Annotated in this window: 14 protein-coding genes and 1 tRNA gene; 10 read left to right on the top strand and 5 right to left on the bottom strand. The window is 28.7% G+C overall.

All coding sequences use genetic code 11. The annotated features are described in order from the left end of the window. Window positions 1–27 precede the first annotated feature (27 nt). Window positions 28–525, top strand: coding sequence for a QueT transporter family protein (locus M4I33_RS14470; RefSeq protein WP_257917475.1), 498 nt, complete (start codon window positions 28–30; stop codon window positions 523–525). Window positions 526–570: 45 nt separating this feature from the next. Here M4I33_RS14470 and msrA read toward each other — a convergent pair whose 3' ends face one another. Continuing rightward, the gene (gene msrA / locus M4I33_RS14465; RefSeq protein WP_257917474.1) at window positions 571–1,044 is read right to left on the bottom strand and encodes a peptide-methionine (S)-S-oxide reductase MsrA; all 474 of its coding nucleotides are present in this window, start codon (window positions 1,042–1,044) and stop codon (window positions 571–573) included. Window positions 1,045–1,242: 198 nt separating this feature from the next. Here msrA and M4I33_RS14460 point away from each other — a divergent pair, with 198 nt between their 5' ends. After that, window positions 1,243–5,517, top strand: a complete 4,275-nt coding sequence (locus M4I33_RS14460; RefSeq protein WP_257917473.1) for a SpaA isopeptide-forming pilin-related protein — start codon at window positions 1,243–1,245, stop codon at window positions 5,515–5,517. 46 nt (window positions 5,518–5,563) lie between these two features. Here the strand turns inward: M4I33_RS14460 and M4I33_RS14455 are convergent, their stop codons facing one another. Both M4I33_RS14455 and M4I33_RS14450 read right to left on the bottom strand, forming a co-directional pair. Beyond that, window positions 5,564–6,874 (bottom strand): sodium-dependent transporter, encoded by a 1,311-nt coding sequence (locus tag M4I33_RS14455; protein WP_257917504.1) that lies wholly within the window; start codon window positions 6,872–6,874, stop codon window positions 5,564–5,566. 360 nt (window positions 6,875–7,234) lie between these two features. Further along, on the bottom strand, window positions 7,235–8,092 hold the full coding sequence (locus M4I33_RS14450; RefSeq protein ID WP_257917472.1) for a DMT family transporter: 858 nt from the start codon (window positions 8,090–8,092) through the stop codon (window positions 7,235–7,237). Window positions 8,093–8,468: 376 nt separating this feature from the next. On the opposite strand from M4I33_RS14450, the gene M4I33_RS14445 reads away from it, so the two are divergent. The 3 genes from M4I33_RS14445 (at window position 8,469) to M4I33_RS14435 (ending at window position 11,583) form a co-directional block, all read left to right on the top strand. Then, on the top strand, window positions 8,469–9,224 hold the full coding sequence (locus M4I33_RS14445; protein WP_257917471.1) for a MurR/RpiR family transcriptional regulator: 756 nt from the start codon (window positions 8,469–8,471) through the stop codon (window positions 9,222–9,224). Window positions 9,225–9,338: 114 nt separating this feature from the next. Beyond that, window positions 9,339–10,004, top strand: a complete 666-nt coding sequence (locus M4I33_RS14440) for a hypothetical protein (RefSeq protein ID WP_257917470.1) — start codon at window positions 9,339–9,341, stop codon at window positions 10,002–10,004. Window positions 10,005–10,143: 139 nt separating this feature from the next. Continuing rightward, window positions 10,144–11,583 carry a glycoside hydrolase family 1 protein gene (locus M4I33_RS14435; protein ID WP_257917469.1) on the top strand — a complete coding sequence of 480 codons (1,440 nt, stop codon included), beginning with the start codon at window positions 10,144–10,146 and terminating at the stop codon, window positions 11,581–11,583. A 39-nt stretch (window positions 11,584–11,622) separates the two neighbouring features. On the opposite strand, the gene M4I33_RS14430 is transcribed toward M4I33_RS14435, so the two are convergent. Further along, complete coding sequence (locus M4I33_RS14430) at window positions 11,623–12,351, bottom strand: 1-acyl-sn-glycerol-3-phosphate acyltransferase (RefSeq protein WP_257917468.1); 729 nt, start codon at window positions 12,349–12,351, stop codon at window positions 11,623–11,625. Between the two features lie 257 nt (window positions 12,352–12,608). Between M4I33_RS14430 and M4I33_RS14425 the strand changes: the two genes are divergently transcribed. From M4I33_RS14425 to M4I33_RS14410, 4 genes are all read left to right on the top strand, one after another. After that, window positions 12,609–14,978: a cation-translocating P-type ATPase gene (locus M4I33_RS14425; RefSeq protein WP_257917467.1), complete on the top strand. Its 2,370-nt coding sequence runs from the start codon at window positions 12,609–12,611 to the stop codon at window positions 14,976–14,978. Between the two features lie 135 nt (window positions 14,979–15,113). Beyond that, window positions 15,114–15,188, top strand: a tRNA-Arg gene (locus M4I33_RS14420). A 60-nt stretch (window positions 15,189–15,248) separates the two neighbouring features. Beyond that, on the top strand, window positions 15,249–15,689 hold the full coding sequence (locus tag M4I33_RS14415) for a hypothetical protein (RefSeq protein ID WP_257917466.1): 441 nt from the start codon (window positions 15,249–15,251) through the stop codon (window positions 15,687–15,689). A 77-nt stretch (window positions 15,690–15,766) separates the two neighbouring features. Beyond that, window positions 15,767–16,369, top strand: coding sequence for a PepSY domain-containing protein (locus tag M4I33_RS14410; protein WP_257917465.1), 603 nt, complete (start codon window positions 15,767–15,769; stop codon window positions 16,367–16,369). A gap of 22 nt (window positions 16,370–16,391) precedes the next feature. On the opposite strand, the gene M4I33_RS14405 is transcribed toward M4I33_RS14410, so the two are convergent. Next, window positions 16,392–17,372: an MFS transporter gene (locus tag M4I33_RS14405; RefSeq protein ID WP_257917502.1), complete on the bottom strand. Its 981-nt coding sequence runs from the start codon at window positions 17,370–17,372 to the stop codon at window positions 16,392–16,394. A 133-nt stretch (window positions 17,373–17,505) separates the two neighbouring features. On the opposite strand from M4I33_RS14405, the gene M4I33_RS14400 reads away from it, so the two are divergent. Next, entirely contained in the window at window positions 17,506–17,880 is a 375-nt protein-coding gene (locus tag M4I33_RS14400; RefSeq protein ID WP_257917464.1) for a heavy-metal-associated domain-containing protein, read from the top strand. Window positions 17,881–18,290 lie beyond the last annotated feature (410 nt).

The following is an 18,290-nucleotide window of genomic DNA, read 5'->3' as shown; positions in this document are numbered from 1 at the left end:
TCCTTAAAAAGCAAGGAGAGAATTATTATGAAAAACCAAACTAGAAGAATAGTTTATTCTGCATTAATTGCAGCAATTTATGCGGCATTAACTTTAGTTTTAGCGCCTATAAGTTTTGGACCTATACAATTTAGAATATCAGAGGTTATGGTTTTATTAGCCTACTTTGATCCATTTTATATAATAGGTTTAACCCTTGGATGTTTTATCTCAAATATCTTAGGAAGTGGACTTATAGATGCGATTTTTGGAACTTTAGCTACTTTTATAAGTGTAGTTTTAGTTTATTATACAAGCAAACTGAAAATTAAAGAGCCAGTTAGAATGTTTTTAGCATCACTTTGGCCAGTTATTATAAATGGACTTATAATAGGCTGGATGATATCACATTTCTTTACAGAAGGAAAAGAATCTATGTGGATACTAGGAGGACAAGTTGCCTTAGGGGAATTTGGGGTAGTATCTATAATCGGTGTATTTGTTATGTATAAAATGAGAGATAGCATAAGAAAATTAATAAAATAAATTTAAAAGCTATAATAGTTGAAAATACTATTATAGCTTTTTATTTTAATCTAATTTAATATGACAATACCCGTTTGGATTCTTTTTTAAATATTTTTGATGATAAGTTTCAGCTTTATAGTAATTTTCTAAAGGTTTAACTTCTGTCACGATTTTCTTTTCGTATTTTTCTCCTTCTTTTAATATAACTTTTTCTATTATTTTTAAATCATTTGGATCTTCGTAATAAATACCAGTTCTATACTGACTTCCTACATCGTTTCCTTGTTTGTTTAAAGAAGTTGGATTTATAATACTAAAAAATTTTTGAAGAAGTTTTTCTAGTGATAATATATTTTCATCATAAGTAACCTTGCAAGCTTCTGCAAAGTAAGTATTTCCATTACAAATTTCTTCGTAGCTTGGATTTTTTGTTCTTCCGTTTACGTAGGCAACTTCTGTTTCTTTAACTCCATCTATTCTAGACATAAATTCTTCTACTCCCCAAAAGCAACCTCCAGCTAAAATTATAGACTTCATAATTAGTACCTCCTTTAAAATTTCGTTTTATTTAATTATAAGATTAAAATAAAAAATTTCAATAAGGACCAAAAGTCGATTTTTGATACAGTTTTTTAAAAAAATTTAGTGAAAAAATTAAACAATATTGTCGTATCTATTGTAGTTAAAAGAATCTTATGTTAATATTTAGAAAAAATATAAAAAGGTGGAAAAGGTATGGGGTTATCTAAAAAATTAAAATGTAAGATAGGGATTGGTCTCCTGGCAATTTTTTCTTTAGGAGAAGTTTTAGGAGCGACTAAGGTATTTGCAAATGATAGTAAATTAAAAAATTTAGGAACTTTAGAGCATTATAATGCGATAGTGTTTGGAGATCATAGAGCTCACACTGCAGATGTTGAAGGGGCATTAGCAGTAGGAGGAAACTTAACAGCACCTGCAACCTCTGGGAAAGGTTATTCCATTGCAGCTGCAGGAACTCACGCAAACAACCTTATAGGGAGTGACTATATAGAAAACGGAATGCCATCATTTCTTTTAGGGGGAGAATTATCTAAGGTAGATGGCGGAGGACTACTTACTATAGAAGCAGATACAGTAGTTCATAAAGAAGGGGCAGATAAGCAAAATCTAGTAGAAGGAAATGCTTATAGAAAAGCAGTTATTAAATCAGAAACTGAAATAAAGGAAAAATTTAAAGAGTTTAAAGATAAGGTTGATTTTCTTTCAACTAATTTAAAGACTTTAGAAAAAGGTGAAGAATTAAAGGTAGATAGTACTTATTTAGGTGATTATTTAGGAGTAGCAAAGGAAAAAAACATTGAAGGAATGCTTTTATCAAAAATAGAAGGTGAGAAAGCAGAGTTTGGGGAGATAGGACTTCACGAGGAAGTTTTAAATTCAAAGTATTGGATAATTTATTCTGATGCAAAAGAAGTTAATTTTAAATCTGGAGGAATGTTATATAAAAAAGCTATGATAGACACAGGAAAGCCAGATAATGATTTCCTTCATAAAGTTGCGCCTAAGATTCTTTACGTATTTCCAAACGCAACTAAAGTTAATTTAGCTGGTAATGGAATAGTTGGAAGCATATTAGCGCCAAATGCATTAACAGAAACTAAAGGTGGTTCTGTTAATGGACAACTTATAACTAATGAGTTTAATCAAGATGGAGGTTTTGAGTGCCATAACTTTTTCTTTAATTTTGGAGATTTAATAGGGGAGTTTAAAAAAGCTTCTGTAGAATTTAAAAAAGTAGATAGCGAGGATAATAATATACCTTTAGAAGGGGCAGAATTTGAGCTTTATAAAAAGGTAAATAGCGAATATGTAAAGTTAGATGGAATTTATACTTCGGATTCAAAGGGGAAGATAGTAATAAATAATTTAGATGCTGGAGACTATAGATTAACAGAAATAAAATCTCCAAATGGATATATTAACGAAAATAAGAACATCGATTTCACTATTTTAACATCTGAGACAGGAACTAATATAATAAATAAAGGAAATATTGAAAACAAAAAAGAGGTAATAGTACCAGAGGAGAAGTATGGTGCTTTAAAAATTATAAAAAAAGGTGAAGGAAATTCTCTTTTAAAGGGAGCGAAATTCAAATTAGTAGATTCAAAAAATAATGAATATGGACCTTTTGAATCTGATGAAAAAGGTGAAATAATCTTTAATGATTTAGCTGTAGGAAATTATAAATTAATAGAGGTTTTAGCACCTATAGGTTATGAAAAGTTAAAAGATCCTATAGATATAACTATTAATGAAGGTGACTTAGAAAAAGTAATAACAAGAGAAATATCAAATAAAGAAAAGTTATTTAATGCTCAGTTTAAAAAGATAGATGTTGAGAGTAATGCGCTTGAAGGTGCGGAATTTGAACTTTATAAAAAGATAGATAATGAATATATAAAAATGGACGGAGTCTATTCTTCAGACTCAGAAGGTTTAGTTAAAATAAATAACTTAAAAGCAAGTGATTATAAATTAGTAGAAGTTAAAGCCCCTGAAGGATATAAAGTTTTAGATAAAGAAATTTTATTTACAATAAGTCCTGATGAAGATAATAAGGAAGTTATCTTTAAGGGTGATATATTAAATACTAAAAAAGATATAGTAGTACCTGAAGAAAAGTATGGTGCTTTAGAGATTATAAAGTATGAAAAAGATACTGAAAAAGTATTAAAAGGTGCGGAGTTTAAGTTAACTGGAGAAAACTTTGAAGAAGTTAAGACTACAGGAGAAAACGGAAGAATTAAGTTTGAAAACTTAAAGGTTGGGAACTACACTTTAACAGAAACAAAGGCACCAGAAGGCTTTTCTATCTTAGAAAAAGAGATTCAAATAGCAATAGATGAAAATGATTTAGAAAAAGTAAAAACAAAATCTGTATATAACGAAAAAATGATTCCTCCAGCTTTAAAAGGTGATTTAAAAGTATTAAAAGTTGAAGAAGGAACTGAAAAACCTTTAAAAGGAGCGGAATTTTCATTAACAGCACCTAATGGAGAGGTATTTAAAGGGATAAGTAATGATTCAGGTGAAATTGAGTTTAAAAACTTAGAATCAGGCATTTATATATTAACAGAAACAAAAGCACCAGAAGGTTTTATAGGGTTAAAAGATCCAATAAAAATAACTATAGAAGTTCAAAAAGAAGGTCAAGTTAGTATAGAGCAAGTTACAAATAAGAAAAAATTATTTAATGCTGAGTTTTTTAAAGTAGATTCAGAGAATGATAAAAAATTCTTAGAAGGGGCGGAGTTTGAACTTTATAAAAAAGAAGGAAATGAATTTAAAAAACTTGATGGAGTTTATACTTCTGATTCAAATGGTAAGGTAAGTTTTAAAGATTTAGAAGTTGGTGTTTATAAATTTAAAGAAACAAAGGCACCAGATGGATATGAAATTATAAAAAATGAATTTAATTTTGTTATCCAATCTAATCAAAATAATGAAGAAGTTATAAAGTTAGAAGCAGTAAAAAATAAAAAAATCGAAAAGCCTGTAGTACCTGAAGAAAAGTATGGTGCTTTAGAAATTACAAAGTATGAAAAAGATACTGAAAAAGTATTAAAAGGTGCGGAGTTTAAGTTAACTGGAGAAAACTTTGAAGAAGTTAAGACTACAGGAGAAGACGGAAAAATTAAGTTTGAAAACTTAAAGGTTGGAAATTACACTTTAACAGAAACAAAGGCACCAGAAGGCTTTTCTATCTTAGAAAAAGAAATTCAAATAGCAATAGCTGAAAATGACTTAGAAAAAGTTAATAAAATATCTGTTTATAATAAAAAAATAGAAAAACCTGTGGACCCACCAGTAGACCCAATTCCACCAGTTTTAAAAGGCAATTTAGTAATATATAAAGTTGAAGAAGGAACTATAAAACCTTTAAAAGGAGCAGAATTCACTTTAACTTCATCAAAAGGAGAGGTGTTTAAAGGTACTAGTAATTTCTTTGGATTAGTTAATTTTAAAAATCTAGAATCCGGGGTTTATACATTAACAGAAACAAAAGCACCAGAAGGTTTTATAGGGTTAAAAGATCCAATAAAAATAAATATAGATATTCAAAAAGAAGGTCAAGTTATTATAAAACAAGTTACAAATAAGAAAAAATTGTTCAATGTTCAATTTAAGAAAGTTGATAGCGCGGATAATAATATATCTTTAGAAGGGGCTAAATTTGAACTTTATAAAAAGGTATTTAATCAATATATAAAAATGGATGGAGTCTATTCTTCAGATTCAAAAGGGTTAATTAAAATAAATAACTTAAAAGCAAGTGATTACAAATTAGTAGAAGTTAAAGCACCTGAAGGATATAAAGTTTTAGATAAAGAAATTTTATTTACAATAAGTCCTGATGAAGATAATAAGGAAGTTATCTTTAAGGGTGATATATTAAATACTAAAAAAGATATAGTAGTACCTGAAGAAAAGTATGGTGCTTTAGAAATTACAAAGTATGAAAAAGATACTGAAAAAGTATTAAAAGGTGCGGAGTTTAAGTTAACTGGAGAAAACTTTGAAGAAGTTAAGACTACAGGAGAAGACGGAAAAATTAAGTTTGAAAACTTAAAGGTTGGAAATTACACTTTAACAGAAACAAAGGCACCAGGAGGCTTTTCTATCTTAGAAAAAGAGATTCAAATAGCAATAGCTGAAAATGACTTAGAAAAAGTTAAAAAAATATCTGTGTATAATAAAAAAATAGAAAAACCTGTGGAACCGCCGGTAGATCCAAATCCTCCTGTAAAGCCGGAAGATCCAAAACCACCGGTTAAACCAGAGGATCCAAAACCACCAGTAAAGCCAGAGGATCCAAAGCCAGTAACTAAACCAGAAAAACCTGTAATTAAAGACCCAGAAGATAATAAACTACCTCAAACAGGAAAAGAAGGTAAGACAGTTTTATACGGATCAGCGCTACTTGCTTTAGGAGTATTTTTTATAATAAAAGGTAAAAAGAATTAATTTTAAAAGGGAGGCACCAAATTTTGGTGTCTCCCCCTTTTTAATGTTAACCTATTCCACCGTATGCTACACCTAAAACTATTACGCAGATAGTTGTTAGAGTGAATAGGTACTTACTAACTAATATAAATTTATTACTTAAGCTAAATTTAGAGCCTAAGTTTATTTCTTCGAGCGCCTTATCTTCACCTAAAACAAATAAGAATATTATAGCAACTAAAAGTGCTGCTAAAGGTGAAACTATTATAGTCATAAGGTCTGTAAAGTTTGAGAAATTATCCATACTTAAATTTAAAGGTATAGATAGTATAAATGCTGATAATGATAATAAAACTGATGCCTTTCCTCTAGAAAGGTTTGTCTTTTGCATAAGGGCTTCTACGGGCCCTTCAAGCATGTTTATAGATGAGCTTATAGCTGCAAATAATATACTTAGGAAGAATACTACTATAAGCACGCTTCCGCCAGGAATTGATTTAAATATAGTTGGCATTGTTATAAATAATAGTGGAGGCCCTGCTTGAGGGTTTAGTCCAAAAGAAAATACTGCTGGCATTATAACAAATGAAACTAAAAGTGCTGCTAAAGTATCTAAAATAGCTGTGCTAAAAGCTGATTTAGGTATATCAAAGTCATCTCCTATGTAGCTTCCGTAAACGACCATACCACAACCGTTAAGCGATACGGTAAAGAAAGCTTGTCCTAAAGCCATAACCCAAGTTTCAGGCTTTAAAAGGAACGAAAAATCAGGTTTTAACAAGTACTTAACTCCTTCCATAGCATTTGGAAGAGTTAAAGACCTTATTGCAAGTATTATAAAAATCACAAATAAACCAGGCATTATTATTTTATTTATTTTCTCTATTCCTTTTGTAACTCCTAAGAAAACTATTAAAAGTGTAATCATAATTGCTATAAAATTAAAAATTAAAGTGTGTGGAGTTCCTATAAAAGAATCAAAGTATGATGCTGTATCAATCTTATTTATTTCGCCTGTAATACTTAAATTAAAGTATTTTAAAATCCAACCTACAACAACGTTGTAAAACATAAATACACCCATAAGACCTATTGCAGGTATTATTGAGATTAAACCGTGAAGTTTAACATTTTTCTCTTTTAATATTTTAGAAATACCTGTAGATGAACCGCCTTTAAACTTCCTTCCAAAGGAAAATTCAAGCATTAAACCTATAGTTCCAAGTCCAAATACAAATAAAAAGTATGGTATTAAAAACGCTGCACCACCGTACTGACCTAACCTATATGGAAACATCCAGATGTTCCCAAGACCTATTGCTGCGCCTATACACGATAGGACAAATCCTACTTTACTAAATTTTTCTCTTTTCATAATGAAATCCTCCTGTACTACATATCCTACAAAAGCGTATTAATATAAAAATAAAAACCACGTAATTTATAAAACTACGTGGTTTAAGATACAAAAAAGCCACATAGTTTATCTATGTGGCTTTATACTATAAAAAGTCATAAAAAATCAAACCATCATAGATGCATAAACAGTTTTAAAGCTGAATTTGCACCTATGAGATTCACAAATACAAATTCTATCTATAATAGTTATAATAATAATTATTTAATTTTCTATTTGAGATAAAATCTATTAACCTTTCCATAACTTTCTCCAATCTTTAACAAAATACGCTTCTTTTGTAAATTATACTATCACCAAATTATTATAATGTCAAATATTTTATTTGTTTTTTGAAAGTATGTTACAGAATGAGGCGAATATTATTATTATGTAACCTATGATTGATAGGTAATCTGGAATTTCACTAAATAATGCGAAGCCATAAATAGCTGCAATTATAAGCCCGATGTAATCAAACATTGAAATTTCAGAAGCAGGTGCGTTTCTATAAGCTAAAGTTAAAAATACTTGTCCTAGCATAAAGCAAATACCAGCTAAGATCATATAAATAATATTTCTTAAAGTTAAACCTTCAGTGTTAAAAAACATAAAAGGAAGACAAACTATAGTTGCGATTCCTGTGAAAGATAAAATCACTGTAAAAAAGTCCTCTGAAGTCCCTATAACCCTTATCATAGTGTAGGCAAGTCCTGCAGCTAATGCAGCAAAAACTCCCATTAAAGATGGTATTATAGATGAATCAAAATGCGGTTTTATTACAAAAATACTTCCGAAAAAGGCTAAGAGTAAAAAGATTAACTGCCTTCTTGTTATTTTTTCTTTTAAGTATAAAAATGAAAAAATTATAGCAAAAAAGGGACTTAATTTATTTAACATAGTAGCATCAGATAATAATAGATAATCTAAGGAAAAATAAAAGGCGCAGATAGAGACAGTCCCCATTATTCCTCTAATTAAAAGATATTTTCTATTCTCTTTGTGGCCAAAAAATAAGGCTTTTCTCTTTAAAATTATTATAGAAACTATCAAAGTAGCAACTACATTTGTTATAAATGTCTTTTGGTAAGGCGTTACTCCAGACGCTAGCTTACCAAACAGGTTCATTGTTGTGAAAAAGAAAGAGGCTGTAATCATAAAAAATATAGCTTTTCTTTTGTTATTAGTTAAATTTGACAAAATGTAACCTCCTAAAATCAAATACTTATATATTGTATACCAATATATAAGTTATTCAAAATGCGAAAATAATAGATAAAGGGGCAAAAGTAATAAAAAAGAGTAAAAAAAACAAGCAATTTTGACAAATTGCAAGATAAAAAGGAGATAAAATACTAATAATAAATATTGTAAATAGTAGAAAAATATAGAAAATTATATTTTCATGTCACTCTTTATTTTGACATTGACCTTCTTTGATAAAACTAAAATTGGGAAATAAAACGAGGTAGATTAGGAAAAATTTAAATATAAATTATAAAAAATGTAAGCTTATTCTTTTATAAATAGGTAAAGAAATGTAAAATTAAACTTAAAGAGAAAGGTGGAAATTTTAATGTTTAATATAGATGTAACAAAGCTTAAAGATATAGATATCTCTATTTATAAATATATTTTAAAAAATAGAGATAAGGTTGTCTTTATGACTATAAGAGAACTCTCAGAAGAACTTCACGTATCTACTACAACTATACTAAGATTTTGTAAAAAGGCAGGCTTTGAAGGCTTTTCAGAACTTAAGGTTAATTTAAAAAAAGAAGTTAAAACAGAAAGCTATAAAAGTACTCTTGGAGAGATAGATATTTTAGATGAATTTATAAAAAATATACCTCTTGCAAAAAAGGGTATAGAAGAAGCTAAAGAGGCTGTTTTTAATAGCAAACTAGTACTTTTTATAGGGACTGGAAGTTCTGGCGCTATAGCAACTTACGGAGCAAAATATATGGCGCATTTTAATAAGTTTGCATTAAGTATTGATGATCCTTATTACCCTTTTAATTTAGAGGCACTTGAAGGAGCTGTTGCTATAATATTATCTACATCTGGTGAAAATGCTTCTTTAATAGAAGTTTCTGAAAAGCTTAAAGAGATGGGGATAAAAACTATAAGTATAACAAATAAAAAAACAAGTACGATATCAAAACTTACGGACTATACGATTAATTATTATATAAGCCAAGAAGGGTATAATCACCCAGATGATAATTTTTTAGGGTATAGCGATATAACTTCTCAAATGCCAGCTATCTATATTATTGAAAATCTTTCTAAGGAGATAGGAAAGATGAATGAAGAAAAGTTTGGGAAATAAATATTGACTAGAAGTTAAATTTTAATATCTTTCCTAAATAAGGGATTATTTTAAACGATAGTTAAAATATAGAAACACCTTTAACTAAGCCTTTTAAATAAGGGGGAGATTGTTTTGATGATTAATAGGGTAAATAATTCATCAAAAGTAACAAGTGCTATATTTTTTAATGATTTAGAAAATAATAAAAATACAAGTAAAAACAAATCTGCACTTTTTAATGTAGGTAAAATAAGAGCCGTTGAAGCTTTAATAGAGCAAAAAGAGATGCTAAAAAAGTCTTTAAATCAAATAAAAGATTATAAAGAAAAATATACTTTAAAAATCAAAAGTCAGATAAAAGATTTTGAAGGTATTTTAGGTGAGGTAAATACGGCTATAGATTCTTATAAATCAAAAGATATGGATATGGAATATGAGAAGATAGATGTAGATGATTTAGATAAGTCGTTTAAAAAGACATTAAACAGTAAAGATAAGAAAGATAAAGATAAAAGTTTAGATGAATCATTAAAAGAGATAGAAAAGCTAAAAGAAAATCTAGATAAAAATTTTAAGATAAACGATAAAAAGAATAAAGATTACTCAATTGATGTTCTTAAAAATATTAAAGATGGATTAGAGGCTACTTTAAAAAATTTAAGTAGCATATTAAATTCATTTGAGGAAAATACTAACAATGAAATAAAAAACATTCAAAACGAAATCAAAAAAGTAGAAAGTAAAATTTCAGAAGTTAGTAAAACAAAAGAAGGCGGAATAATAAACATTAGAGTTTAAATTCTTATGTTACAAGGTGTTTTTTATGAGTTACAAATAACTAAATATAGTTATTTGTAACTCTATTTTTATATCTATGCAAATTTAAAAAATAGTGTGGTAAAGTCTAAATATAGAATGAGTAAACGGAGGGGAATTTATGAAATATAATCAATTAGATAATTTTAATAAAGACTTTTTATGGGGATCTGCATCAGCTGCATACCAAGTTGAGGGAGCTTCAGAAGTAGACGGTAAGGGTAAATCAGTTTGGGATGTATATACTAAGATACCTGGAACTACTTTTAAAGGAACAACAGGAAATATAGCAGTAGATCATTATAATAGATATAAAGAAGACGTAGCTCTTATGAAAGAAATGGGGCTTAAAGCATATAGATTTTCAATTAGTTGGCCAAGAATTTTTCCAAATGGAAAAGGAGAGATAAATAAAAGTGGCTTAAAGTTTTATAGCGATTTAGTAGATGAATTATTAAAAAGTGATATAGAGCCAGTAGTAACTTTATATCACTGGGATTTACCACAAGCATTAATGGATGAATATGGCGGATGGGAATCTAGAAATATAATAGAAGATTTTAATAATTATTGCGTTACTTTATTTAAAGAGTTTAAGGGAAGAGTAAAGTACTGGGTTACTTTAAATGAGCAAAATATATTTATTAAATTCGGGTATGAGTTTGCTATGCACCCACCAGCAGTTAAAGATTTAAAGAGGATGTATGAAGCTAATCATATAGCAAGTTTAGCAAATGCAAAAGCTATAGTATCTTTTAGGGATATAATAACTGACGGTTTAATTGGACCTAGCTTTGCATACAGCCCAGCTTATTATAATACTCCAAACCCAGAAGACGTATTAGCTGCAGAAAATGCAGAGGATTTAAATTCAAGTTGGTGGTTAGATATTTACTGCAAAGGAATGTATCCTAAATTAGCATTTAAATATTTAGAAAAAGAAGGTTTAGCACCGACTATAAAAGACGGGGATATGGATTTATTAAAGCTTGGAAAACCTGACTTTATGGGATTAAACTATTATCAAACAGCAAATTATGAAGAAAACTCTTTAGAAGATGGAGTAGGCTCTGGAACATTTAATACATCAGGTAAAAAAGGAACTACTAAAGATAGCGGGATTCCAGGGGTTTATAAGACTGTTAAAAATAAATACTTAGAAACTACTGATTGGGATTGGACTATAGACCCAGAAGGATTAAGAGTAGCACTTAGAAGAATTACAAGCAGATATAATTTACCTATATTAATAACAGAAAACGGGCTTGGAGCTTTTGATACTTTCGAAAATGGAGAAATACATGATGAGTATAGAATAGAGTATTTAAAGGCACATATAAAAGCTTGCAGGGAAGCTATAACTGATGGAGTAGAACTTTTAGGATACTGCACTTGGTCATTTACTGACCTTTTAAGCTGGCTTAACGGTTACCAAAAAAGATATGGTTTCGTATATGTAGATAGAGATGAAACTGATTCTGGAAGTTTAAATAGATACAAAAAAGATAGCTTCTATTGGTATAAAGAAGTTATTAAAAATAATGGTTCAAATATTAAATAAAAAAATGAAAGCACCGAGATTTCTCTCGGTGCTTTATTTTTATCTTAAATCTTCTGGTAATTTAGAAACTACAATATCTCTTACTATAGTATGAAGATTTGCGATCTCTTCTTTTGATAAGTTTTTAGTATCTATTGGCTTATGGATATAAAAATTAACATCGCTAGATTTGATTTTTCCGCCATTTGCTTCAAGTAATTTGTAAGAACCGTCGATAGTTATAGGCACTATTTTAACTTTAGATTTTAGTGCAAGTTTAAAGCTTCCTGCTTTAAATTCTGCGACAGGTTTACCTTTACTTCTAGTTCCTTCAGGGAATACAACCATAGAATATCCGCTCTTTAGAGTTTGGATACCAGTTACTATTGCTTCTGCTGATTTTCTCATATTACTTCTATCCATAAAAACGCAATTAATATATTTCATCCACATGCTAATTATAGGCCAATTTTCTAGTTCCTTTTTGGCAATAAAGCCACGAGGTTCTGGAATACTTGACATAACTATAGGTATATCAAAGTTACTTTGATGATTTCCAACAAATAAAACTGCTTCATCTTTAGGTATGTTTTCAACGCCTTGTACATTTAATTTTGAACCACTAAACCACATAACCATTTTAGCCCACTTAGAAGTTAGGTTGTAGATGGCATAAGTTCTATCTTTATCTCTTCCTTTTGCTTCGTAATATTTAATTTTTATTAATCCAAAAAGAGATAGTATCAAACTAAAAATAATTCCAAAATAGAACCATATAGTTCTTAACATAAAATCAAATCCTCTCAATAATAGTCTATAGAAAAGTATATTATAAATCTTTAAATATTAAAAGAGGATAGAGAGAAGTAAAAATAGAATTAATAAAGTATAAAATACTTGGGAAAAACAATAAAAAGAAATTTTTTTAGGGAATTTTAAGATATTATAATAAAATTTTAAACAATAATTATTTTAAAATTAAGAGTATATTAAGATTAATCAACTACAATGTATATATGTTATAAAAATTAATAAGGAGCAAAAGTATGGAGAGTATATCTATAGAAAAGGATGCTTTAGATAATAAGATTTATGGATTAACTGACAAAGAAGTAAGAGAAAGAGTTGAAAAAGGTGAGGTTAACAAATTACCTACAGCACCTTCAAAGACTTTTGGACAAATTTTAAGGTCAAACTTTTTTACGATGTTTAATGCGCTTAATCTTGTATTAGCAACAGCAGTTATTTTAGCTGGTTCGCCTAAAAATGCTATATTTGCAGGTGTTATAGTAGTAAACAGCTTAATTGGTGTAGTTCAAGAAGTTAAAGCTAAAAAAATAATAGAAAGTTTATCAGTTATAAGTGAAGCTCATTGCAGAGTAATGAGAGATGGAAAAATCAAAAAGATTGGCGTAGAAGAAATCGTTAAAGACGATGTAGTATATTTAACTACGGGAGATCAAATCTTAGCTGATGGATACTTAGAGTTTGGAAACGAAATAGAAATTGATGAATCTATGCTTACAGGAGAAGCTGATCCGATACATAAAACAAAGGATTCGAAGATGTTATCAGGAAGTTTTGTAGTAGCCGGTGATGGATATATGAAAGTTAAAGAAGTAGGTTCTAATACATATTCTTCAAAACTTGCAGATGAAGCTAGAAAATTTAAGATAGCAAATTCAGAATTACAAAATTCATTAAATAAAATATTAAAAATACTATTATTTTTAATAATACCTATAGGTGCATTACTTGCAACAACTCAACTTTATTTTATAAAAGCAAGTTGGCAAGAAGCAGTTTTAGGAACAGTTTCAGGTATTATAGGAATGGTACCAGAAGGTTTAGTATTACTTACAAGTGCAACATTTATAGTAGCAATAATAAAGCTTTCACAATACGATACGTTAGTTCAAGAGCTTTCAGCTACAGAAGTGCTTGCAAGAGTAGATGTTCTTTGTGTTGATAAAACAGGAACAGTTACAGAAGGAAGATTAAATTTACACGAAACAAAATTAGTTTCAGATAAATTTACTAAAGATGATATAGATAAAGTTTTAGCTAGTATATCTCATAACCTTCCTAGTAAAAACCCTACTCAACAAGCTATATTAGACAAATACAAAGAAGATTCAAATTTAGATATAATAGAAAAAATGCCTTTCTCATCAAAGAGAAAATGGGGAGGTATAATAGTAAAAGGTATGGGAGCTTGGATTTTAGGAGCACCAGAAATTGTACTTGAAAATAGATACGATGAAATAAAAGAAGTAGTAGAAGAAGAGGCTAGAAAAGGAAGAAGAGTTTTAGCTTTAGTAAAATCAAAAATGACTTCATTTAAAGGTGATGCACTTTTAGATACAGAAAAAGCTGCGATAGTAGTAATTGAAGATATAATAAGAGCGGACGCACCTGAAACTTTAAAATTCTTTAGAGAAGAGGGAGTGGATGTAAAAGTTATTTCAGGAGATAACCCTGTAACTGTAGCATCTGTTGCAAAGAGAGCTGGAGTTCATGGCGCTGAAAACTATGTAGATGCAAGAGAACTTCCAAGCGACGTAGAAGAATTAAGAAAAGAAGTTGATAAATACTCAATTTTCGGAAGAGTTACACCTCATCAGAAGAAAGCTTTAGTAAAAGCACTTCAAGCAAATGGTCACACAGTAGCTATGACAGGTGATGGAGTAAACGACGTACTAGCTTTAAAAGAAGCTGATTGCGGAATAGCTATGGCAAACGGATCAGATGCAACTAAAGCAGTAGCTCAATTAGTTTTAATGAAATCTAACTTTAATGCACTTCCTAAAGTAGTTGCAGAAGGAAGACAACAAATAAACAACTTAGAGAGAGTAGCACAATTATTCTTATCTAAAACAACTTACTCAATAATACTTGCAGTAGTATTCTCAGTATTGTTAATGCCATTCCCTATAGAGCCGATTCAATTATCTCTTATAGGAAGTTGCGCTATAGGAATACCAGCTATGTTCTTAGCTTTATTACCAAATAAAAATAGAGTTAAAAAAGGATTCTTAGGAAGAATTCTTACAGCTAGTTTACCAAACGGAATACTTATAGCAACCTTTGTTTCTTTAGGGTTTATAATACCTTACAAACACGGAGTACCGATAGAACAATGCAGAACTTTAGCAGTTCTTATGTTAGCTGGGGTAAGTATGATAATTTTATTTAAAGTTGCATTACCACTTACACCATTTAAAATATTCTTAGTATTTTCTATGATAGGTATAGTAGCTTTAGCATTTGTTATTCCTATAGGACGTGAAATATTTAGTTTAACAACTTTAACTAAAACACAGTGGCTATTATCAGGTGCAGCAATAGCAGCATCAGCACCACTTTTAGCAACTATAGTAAGTATAGTTAGAGTTAAGAAAAACGTAGAACAATAGGATTTTAAATTATATTAAAGCAGTTATAAAACTAAAGATTAGTTTTATAACTGCTTTTGTTTTGTAAAAAAATAGGATAAATTATAGAGAATTATTTGACAGTAGAGTAAATAAGTAATAAAATTTAAAAGGTAAGCTCCCATAGTTTAATGGATAGAACAATCCCCTCCTAAGGGATAGATACAGGTTCGATTCCTGTTGGGAGTGCCACAAACAGAAGGCTTAACTTTATAAAAGTTAAGCCTTTTTGCATATGGAGGAGAAATAATAATGGAAACTAAAGGTTATGGAGAACTAAAGATACTTACAGAAGGTGAAAATAAATTATATTTATTTGAATCAGAAGGATATTGCACAGGGGATTTTGATTCTTTTAAGGAATTTTTAGAAGATAGGGGATATAAAAAATTATCAAAAAAGATTTCAGATATTACAGGAAATGAATTTGTAACTGAAGTTATATCTTCTGAAAGTTCAAAGAGAATGAAAGATTATATGGGAAAAGGTGATTGCGTAAGGGTCACTTCACCTAAAGGGATGACAAGTATTCCTTATAAAGAAAAAGATAATTTTAAGGTTACTGATTATGTTTTTTATCATTTAGATGGGAAAATATATGATGGACCCAATAATTTAGAGTACGATTATAGTGATTTTTCAAAAAGGCTAATTAAAGATAATAAGTTTAACATTTGTATAGAAACTGTTTAAAGAATGGTTATGAATAATTCTAAATTAAAGAGTAAAATTAAATATAAGGATTTAAATTTAATTTAGGTGGTGAACTTATGAAAAACGCAAAAGGTATAATTATCGGGATAATTATAGGTGGAGTTGTATTTAGTGGTATAACTTATATCCTTACTAGAAATCACGATAAAAAACTTTTAATGACAGACGAAGAAATAACTATAGATCAAAATATAAATAATAATCAAAATTCTAATAAAGACAATTCTAAAAATAAAACTATAAGCGGTGAGCGCGCTAAAGAAATTATATTTGAAAAAGTTCCAAAGGGAAATCTTGTAGAGTTTGGGTATGAAGAAGATGAAACTCCCTCATATGACGGAAAAATATTAAAAGAAAATATAGAGTATGAGTTTTCAATCGATGCAAAAACTGGGGAAATAATTCAGTTTGATGAAGACTTTGAACGTGATAAAAATAATAATTCAAATGTAAAAGTGATCTCTGAAGATAAGGCTAAAGATATTATGCTTAAAAAAGTCGGAGGAGGAAAATTTTTAGAATTTAAATTAGATAAACAAAATAAAATTCCTAAATACGAAGGAACCTTATTGAAAGATAATATAGAGTATGATATTAAAATTAACGCACAAACTGGCGAGATTATAGGCTTTGATAAAGAAAAATATGATGGGAAATAAAAAAGTGGCTTTGCCACTTTTTTTAATTTAATTCATCTAAATTTTTATTAAATATTTGAAGCAGGAAAATAATAGATGTAATTACTCCAAATATTAAAAATAATTGCTCTATAGTTATAAATTCTACCACTCCACCTAATATAAATGCTGCTATTGGAGTCACTCCTTGAGTTAAAGATCCTAAAATTGAAGTTAACCTCATTAAATATTCTTTATCTATCTTTGTAGTAATAGCTATTTGAATTGGGATGTTTATAGTTATTAAAGCACCTCCCATAATAAAGCCGCCTAAGGCTAGTAAAACATATATTTCTGGGAAATTAAAATAATGTATAACTGAAAAAAAGCAGTAAACCACTCCTAAAATAAACCCACCTAAAATAAAAATATTTTTCCCACCAAATTTACTTTTAAGCTTTGGAACAAATAAAGCAAAAACAGTCATCGCTATTAAAAGCGGTGTTTCTAATATAGAAATCCCTTCAGGACCTAGTCCTAAGTCAGATACATATGCAGGCGAAAAAGAACTTATAGGAACAAATAAGGCATTTACTATAGCTGCAAAAATACATAAATTTATAAAGAATTTGCTTCCTAAAAGAACCTTGAAACCATCTTTAAAATCAGAAATCCCAGACTTTAAAGTTAATTTTTTAGAGTTTACAAAATCATCTTTATATTTAAGCGAAAATACGATTATTCCACAGATAAAGAAGGTTATAGAATCAATTATTAAAGCTCCTCCTATACCAAATACTGATAAAAGAATAGGGGATATTGCTATCCCTAAAACTTGGCTTGCGTTTGTAAGGGAGGCGTTAAAAGAAAGACCTAAGTCTATTTTTTCTTCTTTTAAGATAAGTGGCATGATAGAAATAGAAGGCGGGTGCCTAAAACTTTCTAAGGTAGAATTTAAAAATGTAACTAAAAGAATATGAAAAGTAGTTATATTTCCTGAAAAATATAAGATAGAGATAGTTAAAGCTAAGCTTCCTCTTAATATATCACAAAGAAAAATAGTGTTCTTTTCTGTCCGTCATTTAAGTCCCCCTTTTAAGAATAGATTTAAAGTATAATAACATAAAAAACCAGTTTATTCCATAAAATATATAAATATTATTTTAGGAGACTTTTGTATGTTTAAAAAATTAATAATTTCAAAATTATCAAAAATTAAAATAGTTGAATCAAAAAGGGGAGTGTTAACTGTTAAATTAGATATTTTAGAAAAAATCCCTGAAGAATATATGTTTTATCAAACCTATTTAAAAGATGCTCTAAATATTTTAGAAGGGGTAGAAGATGTTTCAGTTAACTTGAATTTATCACAAATAACTATAATTTATAATGAAAATTTATTAAGCAGAGATAGATTACTTTCTTGGATAGAAAAAATTAAGGAAATAGGATTAAAAAATTATGATTTTATAGAGCAAAATGGGCAAAATAATTTAGATGAGGTTGTGGATAAATTAACTTTAGAACTAAATAAGGCGAAAAAAGAAATTTGAAAAAAATTTTGATGTAAAAATCTATTATTAAGTTTAAAATAAAAATTTTTAAATTTTTACAATCTATATTTTAAAAATAGAGGGAGAGAGGAATGACTAAAAAAATTTTTATCTAAATGTATAAAAATATATAAATTTACATTAAATATACTTAAAAGAAAATATAGTAAAAACTTAAAATTAGGTTAATTATTTAACAAAGCAAAATTCGACAAGAAAATAGCCATTTTACAGGGGTTAAAGGGGTTTGGATACGGGATATAAAAATGATAGTTAAAAGATTAACGAATAAGTTAAACAGGGTTAAAATTTTAACAAATAATAATAAGTTTATTTATTTGAATTTAATATATAATTTTTGGCAATAATAAAAAAGTAAAGTAAAAATTAAAGCTACAATTAGCTACAGA

Source organism: Clostridium sp. LY3-2 (assembly GCF_024705715.1).
In the GTDB taxonomy this organism is placed as follows: Bacteria; Bacillota; Clostridia; order Clostridiales; family Clostridiaceae; genus Clostridium.
This window is presented reverse-complemented; position numbering and strand designations above follow the sequence as displayed.

Excerpts from the sequence above, each read along its gene's own strand:
- M4I33_RS14445 (WP_257917471.1), top strand. The coding sequence starts at position 8,469 with ATGTTTAATATAGATGTAACAAAGCTTAAAGATATAGATATCTCTATT.
- M4I33_RS14400 (WP_257917464.1), top strand. The coding sequence starts at position 17,506 with ATGTTTAAAAAATTAATAATTTCAAAATTATCAAAAATTAAAATAGTT.
- M4I33_RS14470 (WP_257917475.1), top strand. The coding sequence starts at position 28 with ATGAAAAACCAAACTAGAAGAATAGTTTATTCTGCATTAATTGCAGCA.
- M4I33_RS14430 (WP_257917468.1), bottom strand. The coding sequence starts at position 12,351 with ATGTTAAGAACTATATGGTTCTATTTTGGAATTATTTTTAGTTTGATA.
- M4I33_RS14460 (WP_257917473.1), top strand. The coding sequence starts at position 1,243 with ATGGGGTTATCTAAAAAATTAAAATGTAAGATAGGGATTGGTCTCCTG.
- M4I33_RS14415 (WP_257917466.1), top strand. The coding sequence starts at position 15,249 with ATGGAAACTAAAGGTTATGGAGAACTAAAGATACTTACAGAAGGTGAA.
- M4I33_RS14410 (WP_257917465.1), top strand. The coding sequence starts at position 15,767 with ATGAAAAACGCAAAAGGTATAATTATCGGGATAATTATAGGTGGAGTT.
- msrA (WP_257917474.1), bottom strand. The coding sequence starts at position 1,044 with ATGAAGTCTATAATTTTAGCTGGAGGTTGCTTTTGGGGAGTAGAAGAA.
- M4I33_RS14425 (WP_257917467.1), top strand. The coding sequence starts at position 12,609 with ATGGAGAGTATATCTATAGAAAAGGATGCTTTAGATAATAAGATTTAT.
- M4I33_RS14435 (WP_257917469.1), top strand. The coding sequence starts at position 10,144 with ATGAAATATAATCAATTAGATAATTTTAATAAAGACTTTTTATGGGGA.